A 17,149-nucleotide genomic window follows, 5' to 3' on the forward strand; every position below is an offset into this window, starting at 1 on the left:
TTTCGGCGGAGGTTCTGGGGAGGAAGTGCCTGCGTCGGCGAAACTTTGCAGAAGGGCTGCGGGTGGGCCGGAACGCGATGGGATCAGTATGTCCAGGTATTCGACCGAAATTCCGGTGAAAGGCGCGATCGATACACAGTCCATACAACGAGCGATTCTCTGACCTGGTCGGATAAAGTGCCTCGCTATGAACTCGAAGGCGGAATCCGGCATCGGAAATCACGTCGATCCCGCAAATATCGAGTCGCGGGGGCAGTTTGCTGAAGCGCTAACTGCGTTGCGGAAGGCCGCGGGGCTGACAGTCCGCGACGCCGTCGAACGGTCAGGCGGTCTCCACGGAACTGTGGCCGGTTGGTTCTCCGGGCAGCACCTTCCGACACCGAACAGCATGCCGAAGTTCGTTGCGCTGTTGAAAGCGTGCGGAGTCGATTCGGGCGAGCAACAGGAGAGCTGGATCAGCGCGGTCCAGCGCGTACGGCAACTGACTGCCCGTCGCCGCGGCGACACGGTCGTTCCCTATCGCGGACTCGAATCCTTCCGGCAGGAGGACGCCGAGTGGTTCTTCGGGCGAGGTGAACTCACCACTGCTCTTGCGGATCGAGTCGCGGCGGCGACGCGGGGTGACGGAAGCCGTCAGTTCATGGTCATCGGAGCGTCTGGCTCCGGTAAGTCGTCGTTGCTGCGGGCCGGTTTGGCTCCGAAGATTGCCGACGGCGATCCACGATTCGACGGTTGGCACGTGGAGGTTCTGCACCCGGGTTCGGAGGACATTCCGTCGTCGATCGGCGACACTCCCACGGTCCTGATCGTCGATCAGTTCGAGGAATTGTGGACGCAGCGCGATCGTGATCGTCGCGAGGAGTTCCTTCGGGCGCTCGGTGATCTGGGTGAGAACACGATCGTCGTGATCGGGATGCGGGCGGATTTCTACGGGCTTGCGGCCGAGGAACCGTTGCTGCTTCCGTTGCTCGACGATTCACCGATGGTGGTCGGTCCGCTCACCGAGGAGCAGTTGCGTGACGTGATCGTCGAGCCGGCGGTGAAAGCCGGGATGACGGTTCAGAGTGAGCTGGTCCAGGTTCTGGTCGGTGAGCTGACGCCGCGCGGTTCGCACACGGCGAGTGATCCGGGGTCACTCCCCCTCCTGTCTCACGCTCTGCTGGGGACCTGGCAGCGCTCCACGCGTAAGACCCTGACCGTGTCCGACTACTACGCCACCGACGGCATCGCGGGTGCAGTTCAGCAGAGTGCCGAGGAAGTGTACGGAGAGCTGACCGAGCGGCAGCAGAAGTTGGCGCGCAGGATCTTCCTCCGGTTGGTCAACGTCGACGAGGTCACGCAGACGCGTCGACGCGCTCCTCGTACCGAACTTTTTTTCGGCGACAACTTCGGCGACGTCAATACCGTCATCGACCTTTTTGCGCTGAGGCGTCTGTTGACTGTCGACGAGGAGACCGTCGAGGTCTCGCATGAGGTGTTGTTGTCGGCGTGGAGTCGGCTGCGCGATTGGATCGATTCGGATCGCGCCGGTCTGGCGGTCCACCGCCGATTCACCTATGCGGCGCAGGTGTGGGAAGACAGTGGCCGCGACCCCGGCGCCTTGCTCGGGGCTGCCCGCCTCCATCTGACCGAAGAATGGCTACGTACCGGTGAACTGGGCCTCGAACTGGAGCCCAGCGAGACCCGCATCGCCGATCTCAACGCGACCGAGCGAGAATTCCTGGCTGCGAGTATTGCGCATCGTGACCAGCAGGAAAGTGCAGATCGACGGCGAACCCGCGTGCTACGACGGCTTGTCTCGGCGCTTGCTGCCGCGTCGGTGATCGCCTTGGTGCTGGCCGTGGTCGCAATGGTCGCCGGAATCAGTGCCAATAATCAACGCTCCGAGGCAGATACGGCCCGTGACGAAGCGATGTCTCGCCAGGTTGCCACGGAGGCGACACGGATGCGCGCCAAGGATCCGTCGTTGGCGGCGCAGCTTGCACTGGCCGCCTATGACGTCAGCGAGACCACGGAAGCCCGCTCGGCGCTGCTCGACGCGTCGGGCGTGCATGCGGCGACGCGCATCGTCGGCCCACCCGGTGCCATGAAAGCACGAATCAATCCCGCGGGAACCATTGTGGCCGTGGCAAGTTCCGATGGAATGGTGCGCCTGTATCCGATAATCGACGGTGCTGCGTCGGCAACGCCGGTGTCGGAGTTCCTCGGGGTAGCGGAAGGGACGGCACTGTTCGCGGCGGCGTTCAGTCCGGACGGGCGTTTGCTGTCGACCGGTGGAGCAGGCGGCGGCGCGCTGTGGGATGTGTCGGACCCGGCGCACCCGGTTCGCGGAACACTGTTCGTCGACGCGGATCACGTGGTGCAGGACATGGAGTTCAGTCCGGACGGAACGAAGTTGATTGCCGGCACCTCGACGCCGGACGTGTTGCGCTGGAACATCGACGACACCGCCGACGCCGTCGCCTTGCCGCCGCTTCCCCATCCGGCTTCGGGAACTGTCACCGCGACGTTCAGCCCCGACGGCCGTTTGCTCGTAGCCGGTGGGCGCCAGAGCACTCTGCGGGTGTGGGATGTGACGCAGTGGGACAATCCCACTGCGCCACCGATATTCGCAACCGAACCCGACGGCACCACCAATCACTATCTGGGTGTTGCGTTCAGCGCCGACGGACGGGAATTCGCCGCGGGATCTACGGCGCGAGAAGTAGTGCGCTGGGACATGGCAGATCCGGCGCGCCCGCGCCCGTTGGCTGCGCTGACCGGGTTTTCCAGCTACGTCAACGAAATCAACTACAGCAACGACGGAACCCGTTTTGCCGCAGGTAGTTCCGACAATACCGTGCGAGTGTGGGATCCGCGTACCGCAGCGCTGATCGAGGTGCTGCCGGATTCCGGCGCCATCACCACGGTCGACTACAGCGAGGACGGGCAGATTCTGGTCACCGGCGGACTCAACGGGGTGACACGCGTGTGGTCGATGCCGGGGCCCGTGTGGGCGGGAGCGCGAGACACCATCTACACCAGTCCTTTTGCCGGTGACGGTTCGCGACTTCTGGCTGGCGTCGGCGCCAAGGGTAGTGCGTTGCTGGCGTGGAACACCGAGGATTTCGACAATCCGGTGTTGATGCCCGAGATGACACCCCGCGGTGAGGACAGGTTCACCGGGGCGTCGGCGATATCGGCCGATGGCCGGCTGGCGGTGGCCGGAACAGGTACGGGTGGAGCGTATTTGTGGGACATCAGCGATCCGACGACGCCGAGACTCGCCAGTGACCCGCAGGAGTACGTCGATGGCATCGTGGCCGTTGTTGCACTCGACCCGTCGGGAACGCTGTTGGCGGTCTCGTCACAGGATGACAACGTCTTTGCCTTGGTCGACGTCTCCGATCCTGCGGCGCCCAAACTGCTGTCGAGGACCGATGCCGGGTCGTACCCGCAGATGATGGCGTTTCGGCCGGGCGACACCACGCTGGCCGTTGCCAACGCCAAGAACGAGGTCGATTTGTGGGACATATCCGATCGCACTGCTCCGCGGATTGTTGCCAGCGTCGGCGGTTTTGAAAGTTATGCCCAGGCGGTGATGTTCAGCCCGGACGGTACGCTCATGGCGGCGGGCAGCGCAGATCACAGCGTGCAGTTGTGGAATGTCGAGAATCCTTCGCAACCAAGGCAAATCGCACGAATGATCGGTCCCGAGGGAGCGATCTACTCAGTGTCCTTCAATCGGGCCGGTGAGTTGCTCTCAGCCGGCGTGGGTGATGGCACGGTGTGGTTGTGGGACATCACGGCGACGCAGGACCTCGAGCGGTTTGCAGTGTTGACGGCGCAACCCGTGCGGGTCAACGATGCACAATTCGCGGGCGCAGCCGACCTGCTTGCGGGTAGCGGCACCGAGAAGACAATTCGCGTGTGGGGCACCGATCCCGATGCAGTCGCCGCGCGGATATGCAGTACCGCCGGAACTCTCATCACCGAGGCCGAATGGGAGCGATACCTCCCCGGTGTGCCGTACCGAGATCTGTGCGAGGCCTAGAGGACTCTCAGTTCAACCAGACCTCGACGGCCGCTTCGCTGCCCAATTCGCTTCCACCGTCCAGGATCAGCAATCCACTGGGGCTGAGTTGGTAGGTGACATCGTCGTTGCGTGCGGCAAAGCCTTCTCTGGTGCGGATCGGATCGTCGATCTCGATTGTTGCTCCGTCACTTAGCCGCTCGCCCTTGTAGTAGTAGCGGCCGACACCGGTTTCACACACGACGATTCGTGAACCGGTGGTGATCGCAACAGCGACGGCGGGGTTGGACGCATTGCAGCGCGGACCGTTCGAGACGAAACCTTGCCGGTCCGTCCCGGTGACGGTGGGAAGTGGGCCGGACACCGTCGTCGTCACCCGGGGCGCGGTGGTTGTTTGTGGCACCGTTGTGGTCCAGGGTGCCGTGGTCGCTGCGTACGACTGCGCGGTGGTGTAGCTGTAGGTATTCGACCGGGCGTCGTCGGCAGCCTCCGTGACAGCGGTGGCGAACAGTCCCCAGAAGGCGATCCACGCGATGAAGAAGAGTATGCCGATGGCGGTGAAGATGTAGCCGAGGATCAAGCCGGCCAGCGCCAAGCCGTCGCCCTGCTCGCCGGTCCGTTTGATCTGACTGCGCGCGATGTGGCCGAACACGATTCCCAGTGGGGCAAAGAGGAATGCGAATACCAGCGCCAGGACCGCCAAGACATTGGTTGGCCGCGGTTGCTGCCAGTTCTGTTGTGGGTACTGCTGCTGGTATCCGTACGGGCCCGGTTCGCTCATGCACTGATTTTGCGGTACGAAGACGGGCAAACCGCGCAGGCGGTTGGTTAGCTGCTGACGCGTCGCTCCAATTGCGGTGCGATCGTCGGCCAATCCTCGTCCGTCATGGCAAAGAGGGCGGTGGTGCGCCAGCTCCCATCCGTTCGCTGGCGGTGCCTACGGAGCAAGCCCTCGTACTGCGCGCCCAGTTTGGCGATTGCGGCGCGGGATTGTTCGTTGAATTCGTCGGTGTGCCATTCGACGCGGACGGCGCCGAGATCGTCGAAGGCCCGTCGCAGCAGGAGGAGTTTTGCTTCCGGATTGATTCGAGTTCCCTGAGCGGACCTCGACAACCACGTGTACCCGATCGCAAGACTGCGATGCGCCGGGGAGATTTGATACAGCGACGTGCTACCCACCACGGAGCCGGTGCGCGTGTCGATCTGGGCGAAGGCCACCCGATCCGGATTCGACTCGGCCGCCTCGATGTAGGCGAGCGCCTCGGCGTGAGTGTTGATCGGCGCGGCCGTCCAGCGGAAGATGCTCGGATCGTCCGACGCGGCAATCAGTGCGTCGGCGTGCTCACGGACCAATGGTTCGAGCCGGACATGCGTGCCGGTCAATGTCGGTGATTGAAACCAGCTTTCGGTCATCTGCTGAGCTCCGGTATCGGTGGGGTTTTCTCGACAGCCGTCCCGGCGAGTGGATAGCGCAGCGGTACCCGCAAGAACAGGAAGAAGAACACGGCCAGCAACACCACATGACCCCACACGCTGGCCTGTACGACGGCTTCGTACTTGCTCGGATCGAGGTTCATGTCGAGTTGGTAGAAGTAGCGGAAGATCCCGATTCCCAATGCGGCATCGGCCAGGAGATACGCGGCGATCCAGAACCAGCGAATCTGAAACAGCACCAGGAACGGCAGCAGCCACAGTGTGTACTGCGGCGAATTCACCTTGTGCAGCAAGATGAATCCGCACAACATTGCCGCGCTCACCGCGATCCACGGGAAATAGCCGTCGCGCACAAAGCGCCGCCAACCCAGATACATCGCCAACGCGAACGACAACAGGATCATCAGTGGGGACAGGATGCTCACCAAAGCGTCGTAGTCCGCGTTGAGTTCGCGCACACCGAAGCCGTAGAAGGGTCGCAGACCCCAGAACCACAGTGAATTGGTGGTGATGTCAGCGCTGCGCTTCTCCTGGAAGCTGAAGGACGCACGCCAACCGTCGTACGAGATGAGGGCAAACGGAAGGTTGACGAGAACCACCGTCGCCACCGCGGCACCCGCCGTCATCAGCGCGCCGCGGATGTCGTACTTCTTGCCGTCGTGGCCACGCGTCAGGACGTATGCCATGAGCGGAAGAACAAAGATCCCCGGATACAGCTTCAGGCAGAAACCGATGGCCAGGATGATCGACGCCAGTATTGCCCGCGTCCGAATAGGTATGCGCTCGAACGTCATCACGAAGATCGCGCCGACGCTGGTTGCCACGACGGGCAGTTCCCAGTTGTGGAACGCGTACAACACCAGCGGCGGGGTGGCCGACCAGATCAACGCGTACGCGCCGCTCATGCGGCCCAACATCCACGCCGTCAGCAAGCCGAACGGGGCCAGGATCAACGCCGAATGCAGAAGGAACTCGGCATCGTTGTGAGATCCGATTCCGCCCAGCCACATCAGGATTCCGCTGAGCACCGGATACTCGACGGTTCCGCCGTAGAGGAAACCTTCGGGCGTGATGCCGCCGGTGACAAACGGAAAGAGGTGTTGGTCGATGCCGCGTCCGAGCCACAGGAGTTGGATGTCGGAGTAACAGACCCGGACGTTCTTATCGACGTCGAAGACGAGGCTTCGGCCGTCCGGCGCGAAGGGCGCGCCGGCGCATCGTGCCTTGTTGAAGTAGCCCAGGGTCATGGCCAGCCCGCAGAGACCGACGACAAGCGTCAGGATCGACGCCGAGGTTTTCCGGTCCGTTCGCATGGGCCCACCCTATGGGCTGATGCCGGACGACGGTTCGGCGAGCTTCCGTGGCGTTCTGGGCGTTTCCTGTGATCGGGGGCGCGATTTCGCTGGTCAGGGGCACCTCGTGTACCCTACGAGGGTTGCTGACGCAACGACCCTCCTGCCACGGATAGTCCGTGGCCGTTTTCACTTAGTCCACAGGAGGTGATGAGGTCTTATGCGTCATTACGAATTGATGGTCATCCTTGACCCCAGCCTGGACGAGCGCACTGTCGCTCCTTCGCTGGATACGTTCCTCAATGTTGTGCGCCAGCACGGCGGCACGATCGACAAGGTCGATGTCTGGGGTAAGCGTCGTCTCGCCTACGAGATCCTGAAGCATGCTGAAGGTATCTACGCGGTGATCGACATCAACGCCACTCCCGCCACCGTTGCTGAGCTCGATCGTCAGCTCGGTCTGAACGAGTCGGTTCTGCGCACGAAGGTTCTGCGCCACAACAAGTGATTTCTGTCGGTAGCGAACTCTAACCTCGCACCCAACAGACTTACATCAAAAGCAGGAGGAACCACATGGCTGGCGACACCATCATCACCGTCATCGGAAACCTGACGGCTGATCCTGAGCTTCGTTTCACCCCGGCGGGTGCTGCGGTGGCAAACTTCACGGTTGCTTCCACACCCCGCACCTTCGACCGTAATTCCAATGAATGGAAAGACGGCGATGCGCTGTTCATGCGTTGCAACATCTGGCGCGAAGCAGCCGAGAACGTCGCGGAGAGCTTGACCCGTGGCTCACGAGTAATCGTGAGTGGCCGGCTCAAGCAGCGTTCGTACGAAACTCGTGAGGGCGAAAAGCGAACTGTCGTCGAGCTCGAAGTTGATGAAATCGGTCCTTCACTGAAGTACGCCACGGCAAAGGTCAACAAGGCCAACCGTGGTGGCGGCGGTGGCGGCGGCAACTTCGGAGGTTCCTCCGGCGGATCGGGCGGCGGACGTCCGAGCGCTGCACCTTCCGGTGGAGACGATCCGTGGGGCAGTGCCCCTCCGGCTTCGGGCTCCTTCGGTGGCGGCGGCAACGACGAACCGCCTTTCTGATCCGTACCTGATCAGGGACATCCAGAAAAGAGCAAAGACATGCCGAAGCCGCCCTTGCGCGACAAGGTTATGAAGAAGAAGGTCTGCACCTTCTGCAAAGAGAAGAACACGCAGATCAACTACAAGGACACGACGTTGCTGCGTAAGTACGTCAGCGACCGCGGAAAGATCCGTGCTCGTCGTGTCACCGGCAATTGCGTCCAGCACCAGCGCGACGTTGCCATTGCCGTCAAGAACTCACGTGAGGTAGCACTGCTGCCTTACGCCACCGTGGCTCGCTAAGGAAAGGGAGGAAAGAACATGAAGCTCATCCTCACCGCTGACGTGGACAACCTCGGTGCGCCTGGCGACACCGTCGAGGTCAAGGACGGCTACGGCCGTAACTACCTGCTCCCCCGCCGGCTGGCAATCGTCGCTACTCGTGGCGCCGAGAAGCAGGTCGAAGGAATCCGTCGTGCACAGGAACTGCGCGCAGTGCGCGGCCTGGACCACGCCAAGGAGCTCAAGGCCGCTATCGAGGGACTCGAGTCCGTAACGCTGTCGGTCAAGACCGCCGGTGGTTCGGGCAAGCTCTTCGGTTCCGTTACCGCTGCTGACGTCGCTGCTGCGATCAAGGCTGCCGGTGGACCGGTTCTCGACAAGCGCACCATCGTGTTGCCGAAGGCTCACATCAAGAACACGGGCAAGCATGCCGTGTCCGTGAACCTGCATCCCGATGTGGTTGCCAAGTTCAACCTGAACGTCGTCGGCGCATAGTCGATTCGTTCTTCGGTCGAGCCCCGCACACTTCGGTGTGCGGGGCTCGACCTTTTTGCGCACGTAACGACCCGATCCGGGGTTGGGGATAACTGTCACAGTGTGATGTTCAACTTGGTGATCCGTGATCATTCGGGCTCCGCAACACGCCCGACACGCCGACGCGCCGACTGTCGAGATAGTTTTTTCATCAACAGGTGTGTGAAATTGCACATGTACCTCTAGCTGGGGTTTTGGGGGAATTGCCGAAAGTTGTCCCCAGGTTATCCCCAGATGGTGCACACAATTTTTCAGGAGTTTCCACAATTACTCCACAGATTCATCCACAGGCACGTTTGTTTGTGGGCTGGCAAGTCCCTAACGTCGTCTCGGCGTCTATCTACCGACCGGCGATTTTCCACCAGCACGATGTCGGTGGGGGCAGGTACAAATAGTGAGGGCCCTGCGTTTTTCTCGCAGTGTCATCGAGTGTTTTACGGGAAGGTCTCTCTGATGGCTGTTGTGGATGATCGAGGACCTTCCGACTACTCCGGACAGGATTACCCGGGGCCTCCCGAGTCCGAGCCCGATCAGGAATTCGGCCGCCAACCACCCCAGGACATGGTTGCCGAGCAGTCCGTCCTCGGCGGCATGCTGCTGAGCAAGGACGCCATCGCTGACGTCCTCGAGGTACTGCGGCCGGGCGACTTCTACCGGCCCGCCCATCAGTCCGTCTACGACGTGATCCTGGATCTCTACAGTCGCGGTGAGCCGGCCGACCCGGTGACCGTCTCCGCTGAACTAGACCGCCGCGGTGAGCTGCGCAAAATCGGTGGCGCCTCCTATCTGGTGACTCTCACCCAGACAGTGCCCACCGCTGCCAATGCCGCCTACTACGCCGAGATCGTGGCCGAGAAATCGGTGCTACGACGCCTCGTCGACGCCGGCACCCGCATCGTTCAATACGGTTACGCCGGCACCGACGGCCAGGATGTCGCCGAGGTTGTCGACCGCGCGCAGGCCGAAATCTTCGAGGTCACCGAGCGTCGTACCACCGAGGACTTCGTGCCCCTCACCGAACTCCTCCAGCCCACGATGGATGAAATCGACTCCATCGCCAGCCGCGGTGGCATCTCCCTCGGTGTGCCGACGGGGTTCAAGGATCTCGACGAAATCACCAACGGTCTTCACGCCGGTCAGATGATCATCGTTGCGGCTAGACCTGGTGTGGGCAAATCGACCCTGGGAATGGATTTTTTGCGTTCCTGCTCCATCACGCACGGCATGGCAAGCGTCATGTTCTCCCTGGAAATGAGCAAAACCGAGATCGTGATGCGTCTGCTCTCGGCAGAGGCGAAGATCAAGCTCGGCGACATGCGTTCCGGCAAGATGACCGACGACGACTGGACCAAGCTCGCGCGTCGTATGAGTGAGATCAGCGAGGCGCCGCTGTTCATCGACGACTCCCCCAACCTCACGATGATGGAAATTCGCGCAAAAGCGCGGCGGCTCAAGCAGAAACACGATATTCGCTTGATCGTCATCGACTACCTGCAGCTGATGAGCTCGGGTAAAAAGGTCGAGTCCCGTCAGCAGGAAGTCTCCGAATTCTCCCGTAGCCTAAAGCTTTTGGCGAAGGAGCTCGAAGTTCCGGTTGTCGCGATCTGTCAGCTCAACCGTGGTCCTGAGCAGCGAACCGACAAGCGCCCCCAGGTTGCCGACCTTCGTGAATCGGGCTCGCTCGAGCAGGATGCCGACATGGTGATCCTGTTGTACCGCCCTGATGCAACTGAGCGCGACGATCCTCGCGGCGGTGAAGCCGACCTGATTCTGGGTAAGCACCGTAACGGCCCGACCGCGACAATCACTGTGGCACACCAACTTCACCTGTCCAAGTTCGTGGATATGGCTCGGGGATAAGTTACTGGATGTCGAGATGCTGCGAAGATTAGCGAAACGTTAGAGGTCCCGGCGCCGGTGATCTAGGCTGATCATCGTTCTATCCGCTCGTGACGGGGGAAATGCGTGTTCGGCTTCTATGTGGCGATGCTGTTCGTCAGCGGAATCGTCGTGATCGTTGTGGCGCTGGTGGCCTCCGAACTGCACCCCGGCCGCCGCGTTGTCAACGGTCTCATCGGCACGGCGTTCCTGGGCTACGGCATCTACCTGGCCGTGTTCTTCCACAGTGGCGAGTACCGAATCTTCCTCTGGGTCTTCATCCTCCCGTTCATCTTGCTGGGCGACGCGATGCGCACCGTCGAGGTCGGGGCGCCTCCCGGGGCGTCCTCCCTCGGCCTCGACATCCACCTCGACGCCCACCTCGGCGTCCACCCCGTCGACCCCGCCCCGGCACCGGCTCCGGCTCGTACCGCCGCCACCCGCGAACGCATGGCCGCGGCCAAGTCTGCCCAACTCGAGGCCCTTCGCGCCAAGCATGCCGCCAAGAGCGATGAGCTCGACGATCATGCGCCGTCTACGCCTGCCTGACGAGAGGCATAGCGGCGGCAACGAAACCATCAATGGTTTACTCGCCTGATCCCGGCCATCGACCGCTCCCGCTCACCCGCCGAAGCCGCCCAAGTGGTCGACTGCATCATTGCCTGCAACCACGACCTCGTGGTCGGAGTGGGCCTGGACTACGACGAAAACCTGGGCGCTGCAGACACTTTCATCGAGTCATTCGCTCGCATACGACGCGCAGGATTACGCGCCACAAGTCATGCCGGCGAAACCGCCGGGTCCGACAGCATCCTGGACAGCATCGACCTGCTTGGCTGCAGCCGCATCGACCACGGATACGCAATACTGAGCAACGACGACCACCTACAGCGATGCCTCGATGCCGGTATCATTTTCACCGTCAGCACCCGTGCGGCCGAACTCTTGAAGACCTGGGGTGTCGAGGTCGCGGGCGCTCCAGTAGACATGTGGCGCCGTGGACTCCGCATATCACCGGCCACCGACGCGCCCGCACACTTCGGAACAACACTCATCTCCGAGCACTCCATGCTCGAGGCCGCCGGATTGACGGTCACCGACCTTCACAACACCCAGTTAGCATCGGTAGCCGGCACCTTCCTTGACGAGACGGACCGCCGCACACTGACTGCCGAACTCAGGACCTGATCCGAGTACGTCGGCACGGGAGCGTATGCAACTGGACCGATAGTCGCGATCTTGACCCGGCGCCCACCTGCCGCTGCGAGGATAAACGCCATATGCTGGAGATCGTCAGACGGCGACTTCGACGCAATCTACCCCTGGATTTGTCTGCACCTCCGCGAAGTGATGTAGTCCAAGGCGCTGTGAGGGCGAAGGGTATTGAACCGAACTGCTTCTGTCTTGAACAGTTGGATCGTCGACTCCGCCAGGGCATTGCCGTAGGCATACGCCGACGCCGCCGATGGAATCTTGTAAACCAGTGCAGGACAATGCATGTACGAACTTTCTCGACCAAAATTGGCGGCATTGGTCAGTGCGCGGACGGCAAGCGACGCTCTCATTCGCGAGTCGGTCGAGTAGCCGTCGCTTTTGTTCGAATACACGTCCTATCCCCAACGGTGACAACAATAATCATCGACATCCGTGGATTCAGGTTTGGCTCGATCGCTGGGGCCGCGACGTCTGCGGCCCCAGCGCGTTCTCATTGAAATGGTTCAGTTGGCGGAGGGTCAGTTCTCAAGCTTTGCGGCCGGCCATGTGGAGAGCGGCGAGGTGACTGAAGAGCATGCTGGTCCCAATGGGATTTCCGCCGCCCGGATAGACGGTGCCGCTGGGTGCGGCCATCGTGTTGCCTGCCGCGTAGAGGCCCAGAATCGGATTGCCGGCGGTGTCGAGTACCCGCGCGGCGGTGTCGGTCCGCAGTCCTCCCTTGGTGCCGAGGTCGGAGATGCCGAAGGTGGCTGCATGGTACGGGCCGCGGTCAATTGCCACCAAGGGTGATTCACCGTTCGTGAACGCGCGGTCGTAGGCCTCGTCGCCGCGGCCGAAGTCTTCATCGACACCCTTGGCGACCATTGCATTGAACCGGGCAACGGTCGCGACCAGGTGATCGGCAGGCACACCGATCTTCTCGGCCAGTTCTTCGAGGGTGTCAGCTGTGTGCCACAGACCGGCCGCCTCGTACTTCTCGGTCTCGACCATGGAGAGGTTGGTGGCCCGAACCGGTGGACGCTCGCCCTCCTTGTTGTCGTAGATCATCCAGTACGGCAGGGTGACTGAGCCATCCTCCATCTGCTCGATTACATCCCGGCCGATTCGGTCGTAGGCCGACGACTCGTTGACGAACCGCTTACCGTCTTGATTGACAAAGATGCCGCCGGTGAACCACAGCGCAAACACCGAGCGGCCGTCCGGATGAGTCATCCCCGGAGCCCACCACGCTTCACCCATCAGGTCGACGTCGGCGCCGACTGCCATTCCAGCCTGATGCGCCGCGCCGAGGTTGCCCCGGGGGCTCACTGTGTCGCGAGCAGTGCCGGGCACACCGTACTTCAGTCGAAGCTCATCGTTGCCCTCGAAGCCGCCGGCCGCGAGCAACACGCCTTTGCGGGTTCGGATGGCGCGGCGCTCGCCCTGGTGATCGACAATCGCGCCGACGACAACACCTTCCTCGACTACGAGCTCGACAAGTGGTGCGTTCAAACGCAGGTCGGCATGCGGATACTTCGCAATTGCCTTGAGGAGTCGTCCGATGAGCGACTGGGCCCCGACCAGCACGTCGGGCAACGGAGCCCCGAGACGTTCCGTGTCGAGAGGTCCTCGTATAGATGCGCGAAGGTCCCCCACTTCTGCTGCCGGAATCGGCGTCGGGACGATGTGCCGCTGGCCGTCGAGTCGGGCCTTGGGCGCTTTACCGAAATAATCAGGCCACGGCCGCATTTCGAACTCGAGGTTCTCATCTTGTTCGAGGTATTCGATCAACGGTGCTCCGCCCCGGACATACGTATCCTGCAGTTCGCGCGGGGTGCGGTCGCCAACTACAGCGTGGTAGTACTCGAGCGCGTCTTCGATCGTGTCGTCGGTGCCGGCACGTTGAAGGACCGGGTTGCATGGGAACCACACACCGCCCCCGCCGGAGTAGGCGGTGGTGCCCCCGAACTTGTCGGTGGCCTCGACCAAGATCACCTCGAGTCCTTCTCGCGCCGCGGTATATGCGCCGGTGAGGCCACCGCCACCCGAACCCGCTATCAACACGTCGCATTCTTCGTTCCAGTTGACCATCGGACTGTCCTTTCGATTGATACTGATTTTGATGGAAGTGGGCCAACGCCCCGGGTGTTGTGTCGACAGGCGAGGAGCGTCTCAGCGCATCGGTTGGGAGACCGTCGCAGAAGAGTTCATACAAGAAGATGAATTGCATGCCATGGCAACCCCGCCAAAACTCTATGGAGAACATTTCTCGGAAACCGTTGTGTCGCAGTCAAATTTCTCGGCAGATGGGAGCACTTCCTGCAGCGCCTCACGCCGACAATAGGTGATCACACCTATTGCGACAAGCGAAATCCGAAGCGGCATGGGAATGCTCAGCGGGCTGCGCCGAACAGTTTCGGCGTATCGGCGAAACTCAGAATCAAAACACCAGCTCGCAGCGTTATGAAAAATACATTAGCGGCGTAATATGCGGGGCAACAATATAATTGAAGATCTGTACTACACTTCGTCGGGACTCGTCAGAGATGAAGCGCGAGGTAGGTTGGATGAAGGCAAGACCTGATTCGGTTCGACGAACAAGGGATCTTCTCCGGGCAGCTGTGCTGCGTGGAGATTTCGTTGACGGCATCCTTCCGACCGAGCGCGAACTGGTAGGTTCCTATTCGGTGAGTCGTGGGATCGTCCGCGACGTTCTGACGCTCCTTCGGGACGAAGGGTTGATCGCACGGACTCAGGGCGTGGGGACGCACGTCGTCGCCCCTACCGCTCACAGGCGACTCGATGACCTTCAGGGCACCGCAGAATTGAAGAGCGGCAATCTCTTCAATGGGAGATTGCTGCTGACATCCTTCGAGAGCATAGTGATATCAGCGCCCGGTGCTGCATCGAGGGCGCTCGAGGTGGCAACAGGAACACCGTGTTTGCGCGTGGACTACGCGGCGGGCACGATCAATGGAGACGTAGACGTCGCGGCCACCAACTACGTATTGTTCCCGGAAGCGCAGCGATTGATCGACGCTCCCTTCGTTGTCGACTGGTATGCCTACCTCTCGAGTGCTGGAGTGAAAATCGGCCGGTCCGATTTCACGGTCAGCGCGGTGCTCTCAGATGAAACTCTGGCGTCGGTATTGAGAACCACCGAGGGCGCACCTTTGCTGTTGTTGGAACAAACCATCCGAGACATGTCGGGGCGTATTTTCAACTATGCGATTGCCCATGCGCGACCCGACCGCTTGCGGGTTGTTTCCCATTCCGTGCGGGGCGCAGCAACTTTCGATAGGACGTCTGTCCCTGAACGAGGCGAAAGATTGAACCGGATCCACTGACTGCGGAAGAGGTGTGCCATCGACGACGCCGTCCGGACCGAATTCGACATAGCCTGGGTATCAGTACTGTTGAATTGGCCGTCGGAGATGACGAATCACATTGTTCGCCAATTCGATACGTCAAGCTGCCGCGGCTCTCCGCCGCTCGGAGGTGCGTGTCGTGGTGGTCTCCGCCGTCGGCGGGAGCCGAAGACGTCTGTTCCGTGAGGTTTGGTTAGGTAGGCGCATTCTCTGGAACTGGGCCGTATTTCCAATCCACTTGCCGCGCGCGGGCGCGGAAACGCCGCAGCAGGCGTCGAACTGGCGGTGTTGGGCCACTTTCGTACAGATCTGTTGAATCCCCCAAGTCAATCGCACCGAGGGATGCGCATGCGTTCAATCCGTTTGATCGAACGCCAGACCGGACTCGGGCTGTATGACGACGGTTGGCGGCATACCTGGATTTCAGCGGCAGCAGTTCGGATCGAGGACGAACCGGAGTGCGTTGAGGGCGTCAGTCTGAGCGCGGTGGAAGACGTTCATGCCGCGGCGTTCGGAAGCGACCATGCCCGCCTTGCGAAGCTGGCCGAGGTGGTGGCTGACGGTGGATTCCGCGAGGTCGAGCGCGACGGCGAGATCGCAGGTGCAGACGTCGCCGTCGTCGGTGGTGAGCAGGATCGACATGAGTTTGATCCGGACCGGGTCGGCCAAAGCCTTGAGTCGCAGGGCCACCTCGAGTGCCGTGTCGTCGGTCATTGGACCGGCCGACACCGGGGCGCAGCAAATGGGGGCGGAGACGTCGATGACGGGCAGCGTCTTGGGCATGACCTAATCCTACTACCTTATTGACTTATATCGAAAAGGTGGCACACTGAAAGTGTCACTAATTCGACATATGTCACACATGTGGAGGCTGTCATGTCACGCGCCCAGCTCGCACTCAACGTCGACGACCTACAAGAGGCCGTCACGTTCTACTCGAAACTGTTCGGCACCGGGCCGTCGAAGCTCAAGCCCGGCTACGCGAACTTCGCGATCGCCGAGCCACCGTTGAAGCTGGTACTACTGGAAAACCAAGGCAAGGGCGGCACCATCAACCACCTCGGCGTCGAGGTCGAGTCGTCGGAGAAGGTGCATGCCGAGATCGCCCGTCTGACCGACGAGGGTCTTTTCACCGATGAGGAGATCGGCACCACCTGTTGCTTCGCCACCCAGGACAAGGTGTGGGTTACAGGGCCTGCCGGTGAGAAGTGGGAGGTCTACACGGTGCTTGCCGATTCGGAGACGTTCGGCTCGAGCCCGCAGCATCTCGACGGCCCGAAGGACGCCAAGGGTGGGGTGTGCTGCGGTACAGCTACCACGACGGAGGAGAAAGCCGCCGAAACGTCCTGCTGCTGAGCGCCGGAACGAGAGTGTCGGCCCTCCCACAAGGGCGGCCGGCACTCACGTTCTCACGGCTGGTGGCGCGCTCTGCAATGTCGTCGTGCCCCAGAAGGCTTGGTTGCCTTCTAGATTCGTGAACATTGCACGAGCCTGGGGCCGGTCGGCGACGAGGGCAGCGCGGTAGCGGCCGGTGTCGAATACAGGTGAGGTCGGGGATGCGTGGGTCAGTCTTCGGTGGTCCACGCTGCGAGCGCAGCCCGCTCGTCGGCGGACAGGCGTCGCAGCGTTCCGGCTTCGGGGTCGGCGAATGCGAGTTGGGTGGTGGCGGTGACCGCGGGCTTCGAGTCCGGCGCGGCGTGTGCGGAGCGGACCTCGTAGCGGAGGGTGACATCGACGGCGCGGAGCTTCTCGATCCACATGGTGACCGTCAGCGGGCTGTCGGAGTGCTTGAGCGGGGTGCGGTACCGGACTTCGATCCCGGCCACGACGGACGTCGCGAAAAGGTGCGCGATCTCGGGGCCGGCGGATAGCAGAGAATCGATGCGGGCTTCCTCGAGGAGCGTCACCATGCGGGCGTGGTTGACGTGTTTGAAGATGTCCATGTCGGACCACCGGACGATGACATGTGAGGTGTAGGTGCGGGCGGTCATCGGTGGAAATCTCCTCGGCTCGTAGTGAGGTAGTCATTGTCGCAGGGCGGATGGCTTCTCGTGAGAACTTCTCCACCACGTCGTCAT

General features: G+C 61.6%; 16 protein-coding genes and 1 pseudogene. 10 read left to right on the forward strand and 7 right to left on the reverse strand.

What is annotated here, in order from left to right; genetic code table 11:
• Nucleotides 1–187 precede the first annotated feature (187 nt).
• Entirely contained in the window at nt 188–4,033 is a 3,846-nt protein-coding gene (locus V2B23_RS04535; protein WP_430949255.1) for a helix-turn-helix domain-containing protein, read from the forward strand.
• Between the two features lie 7 nt (nt 4,034–4,040).
• On the opposite strand, the gene V2B23_RS04540 is transcribed toward V2B23_RS04535, so the two are convergent.
• The 3 genes from V2B23_RS04540 to V2B23_RS04550 are packed head-to-tail and all read right to left on the reverse strand — an operon-like array spanning nt 4,041 to nt 6,759.
• Nucleotides 4,041–4,793: a DUF4190 domain-containing protein gene (locus V2B23_RS04540; RefSeq protein ID WP_430949256.1), complete on the reverse strand. Its 753-nt coding sequence runs from the start codon at nt 4,791–4,793 to the stop codon at nt 4,041–4,043.
• A gap of 47 nt (nt 4,794–4,840) precedes the next feature.
• Nucleotides 4,841–5,425: a GNAT family N-acetyltransferase gene (locus tag V2B23_RS04545; protein WP_430949257.1), complete on the reverse strand. Its 585-nt coding sequence runs from the start codon at nt 5,423–5,425 to the stop codon at nt 4,841–4,843.
• Nucleotides 5,422–6,759, reverse strand: coding sequence for a glycosyltransferase family 87 protein (locus tag V2B23_RS04550; protein ID WP_430949258.1), 1,338 nt, complete (start codon nt 6,757–6,759; stop codon nt 5,422–5,424). Before V2B23_RS04550 ends, V2B23_RS04545 begins: the two co-directional genes overlap by 4 nt.
• 199 nt (nt 6,760–6,958) lie before the next feature.
• On the opposite strand from V2B23_RS04550, the gene rpsF reads away from it, so the two are divergent.
• From rpsF to V2B23_RS04585, 7 genes are all read left to right on the forward strand, one after another.
• Complete coding sequence (gene rpsF, locus V2B23_RS04555; protein ID WP_003941237.1) at nt 6,959–7,246, forward strand: 30S ribosomal protein S6; 288 nt, start codon at nt 6,959–6,961, stop codon at nt 7,244–7,246.
• Nucleotides 7,247–7,311: 65 nt separating this feature from the next.
• Nucleotides 7,312–7,836: a single-stranded DNA-binding protein gene (locus V2B23_RS04560; RefSeq protein ID WP_033237097.1), complete on the forward strand. Its 525-nt coding sequence runs from the start codon at nt 7,312–7,314 to the stop codon at nt 7,834–7,836.
• A 39-nt stretch (nt 7,837–7,875) separates the two neighbouring features.
• Complete coding sequence (gene rpsR / locus V2B23_RS04565; RefSeq protein WP_003941245.1) at nt 7,876–8,118, forward strand: 30S ribosomal protein S18; 243 nt, start codon at nt 7,876–7,878, stop codon at nt 8,116–8,118.
• 18 nt (nt 8,119–8,136) lie between these two features.
• The gene (gene rplI, locus V2B23_RS04570; RefSeq protein ID WP_430949259.1) at nt 8,137–8,592 is read left to right on the forward strand and encodes a 50S ribosomal protein L9; all 456 of its coding nucleotides are present in this window, start codon (nt 8,137–8,139) and stop codon (nt 8,590–8,592) included.
• Nucleotides 8,593–9,084: 492 nt separating this feature from the next.
• Nucleotides 9,085–10,491 (forward strand): replicative DNA helicase, encoded by a 1,407-nt coding sequence (dnaB, locus tag V2B23_RS04575; protein WP_080711886.1) that lies wholly within the window; start codon nt 9,085–9,087, stop codon nt 10,489–10,491.
• Nucleotides 10,492–10,596: 105 nt separating this feature from the next.
• Nucleotides 10,597–11,058 carry a hypothetical protein gene (locus tag V2B23_RS04580; protein ID WP_430949260.1) on the forward strand — a complete coding sequence of 154 codons (462 nt, stop codon included), beginning with the start codon at nt 10,597–10,599 and terminating at the stop codon, nt 11,056–11,058.
• A 48-nt stretch (nt 11,059–11,106) separates the two neighbouring features.
• Nucleotides 11,107–11,697, forward strand: a complete 591-nt coding sequence (locus V2B23_RS04585) for a hypothetical protein (protein WP_430949728.1) — start codon at nt 11,107–11,109, stop codon at nt 11,695–11,697.
• Nucleotides 11,698–11,955: 258 nt separating this feature from the next.
• On the opposite strand, the pseudogene V2B23_RS04590 reads toward V2B23_RS04585, so the two are convergent.
• Nucleotides 11,956–12,119, reverse strand: a pseudogene (locus tag V2B23_RS04590) (IS3 family transposase); the annotation flags it as partial.
• A 130-nt stretch (nt 12,120–12,249) separates the two neighbouring features.
• On the reverse strand, nt 12,250–13,794 hold the full coding sequence (locus tag V2B23_RS04595; RefSeq protein ID WP_430949261.1) for an FAD-binding protein: 1,545 nt from the start codon (nt 13,792–13,794) through the stop codon (nt 12,250–12,252).
• A 476-nt stretch (nt 13,795–14,270) separates the two neighbouring features.
• Between V2B23_RS04595 and V2B23_RS04600 the strand changes: the two genes are divergently transcribed.
• On the forward strand, nt 14,271–15,050 hold the full coding sequence (locus V2B23_RS04600; protein ID WP_430949262.1) for a GntR family transcriptional regulator: 780 nt from the start codon (nt 14,271–14,273) through the stop codon (nt 15,048–15,050).
• A 444-nt stretch (nt 15,051–15,494) separates the two neighbouring features.
• On the opposite strand, the gene V2B23_RS04605 is transcribed toward V2B23_RS04600, so the two are convergent.
• Nucleotides 15,495–15,854 (reverse strand): Rv2640c family ArsR-like transcriptional regulator, encoded by a 360-nt coding sequence (locus V2B23_RS04605; protein ID WP_430949263.1) that lies wholly within the window; start codon nt 15,852–15,854, stop codon nt 15,495–15,497.
• Between the two features lie 93 nt (nt 15,855–15,947).
• On the opposite strand from V2B23_RS04605, the gene V2B23_RS04610 reads away from it, so the two are divergent.
• Nucleotides 15,948–16,427, forward strand: coding sequence for an ArsI/CadI family heavy metal resistance metalloenzyme (locus V2B23_RS04610; protein WP_430949264.1), 480 nt, complete (start codon nt 15,948–15,950; stop codon nt 16,425–16,427).
• Nucleotides 16,428–16,636: 209 nt separating this feature from the next.
• Here the strand turns inward: V2B23_RS04610 and V2B23_RS04615 are convergent, their stop codons facing one another.
• On the reverse strand, nt 16,637–17,062 hold the full coding sequence (locus V2B23_RS04615) for an acyl-CoA thioesterase (protein ID WP_430949265.1): 426 nt from the start codon (nt 17,060–17,062) through the stop codon (nt 16,637–16,639).
• Nucleotides 17,063–17,149: the final 87 nt, after the last annotated feature.

Origin of the sequence: Rhodococcus sp. 24CO (assembly GCF_050586165.1) — a bacterium.
In the GTDB taxonomy this organism is placed as follows: domain Bacteria; phylum Actinomycetota; class Actinomycetes; order Mycobacteriales; family Mycobacteriaceae; genus Rhodococcus_F.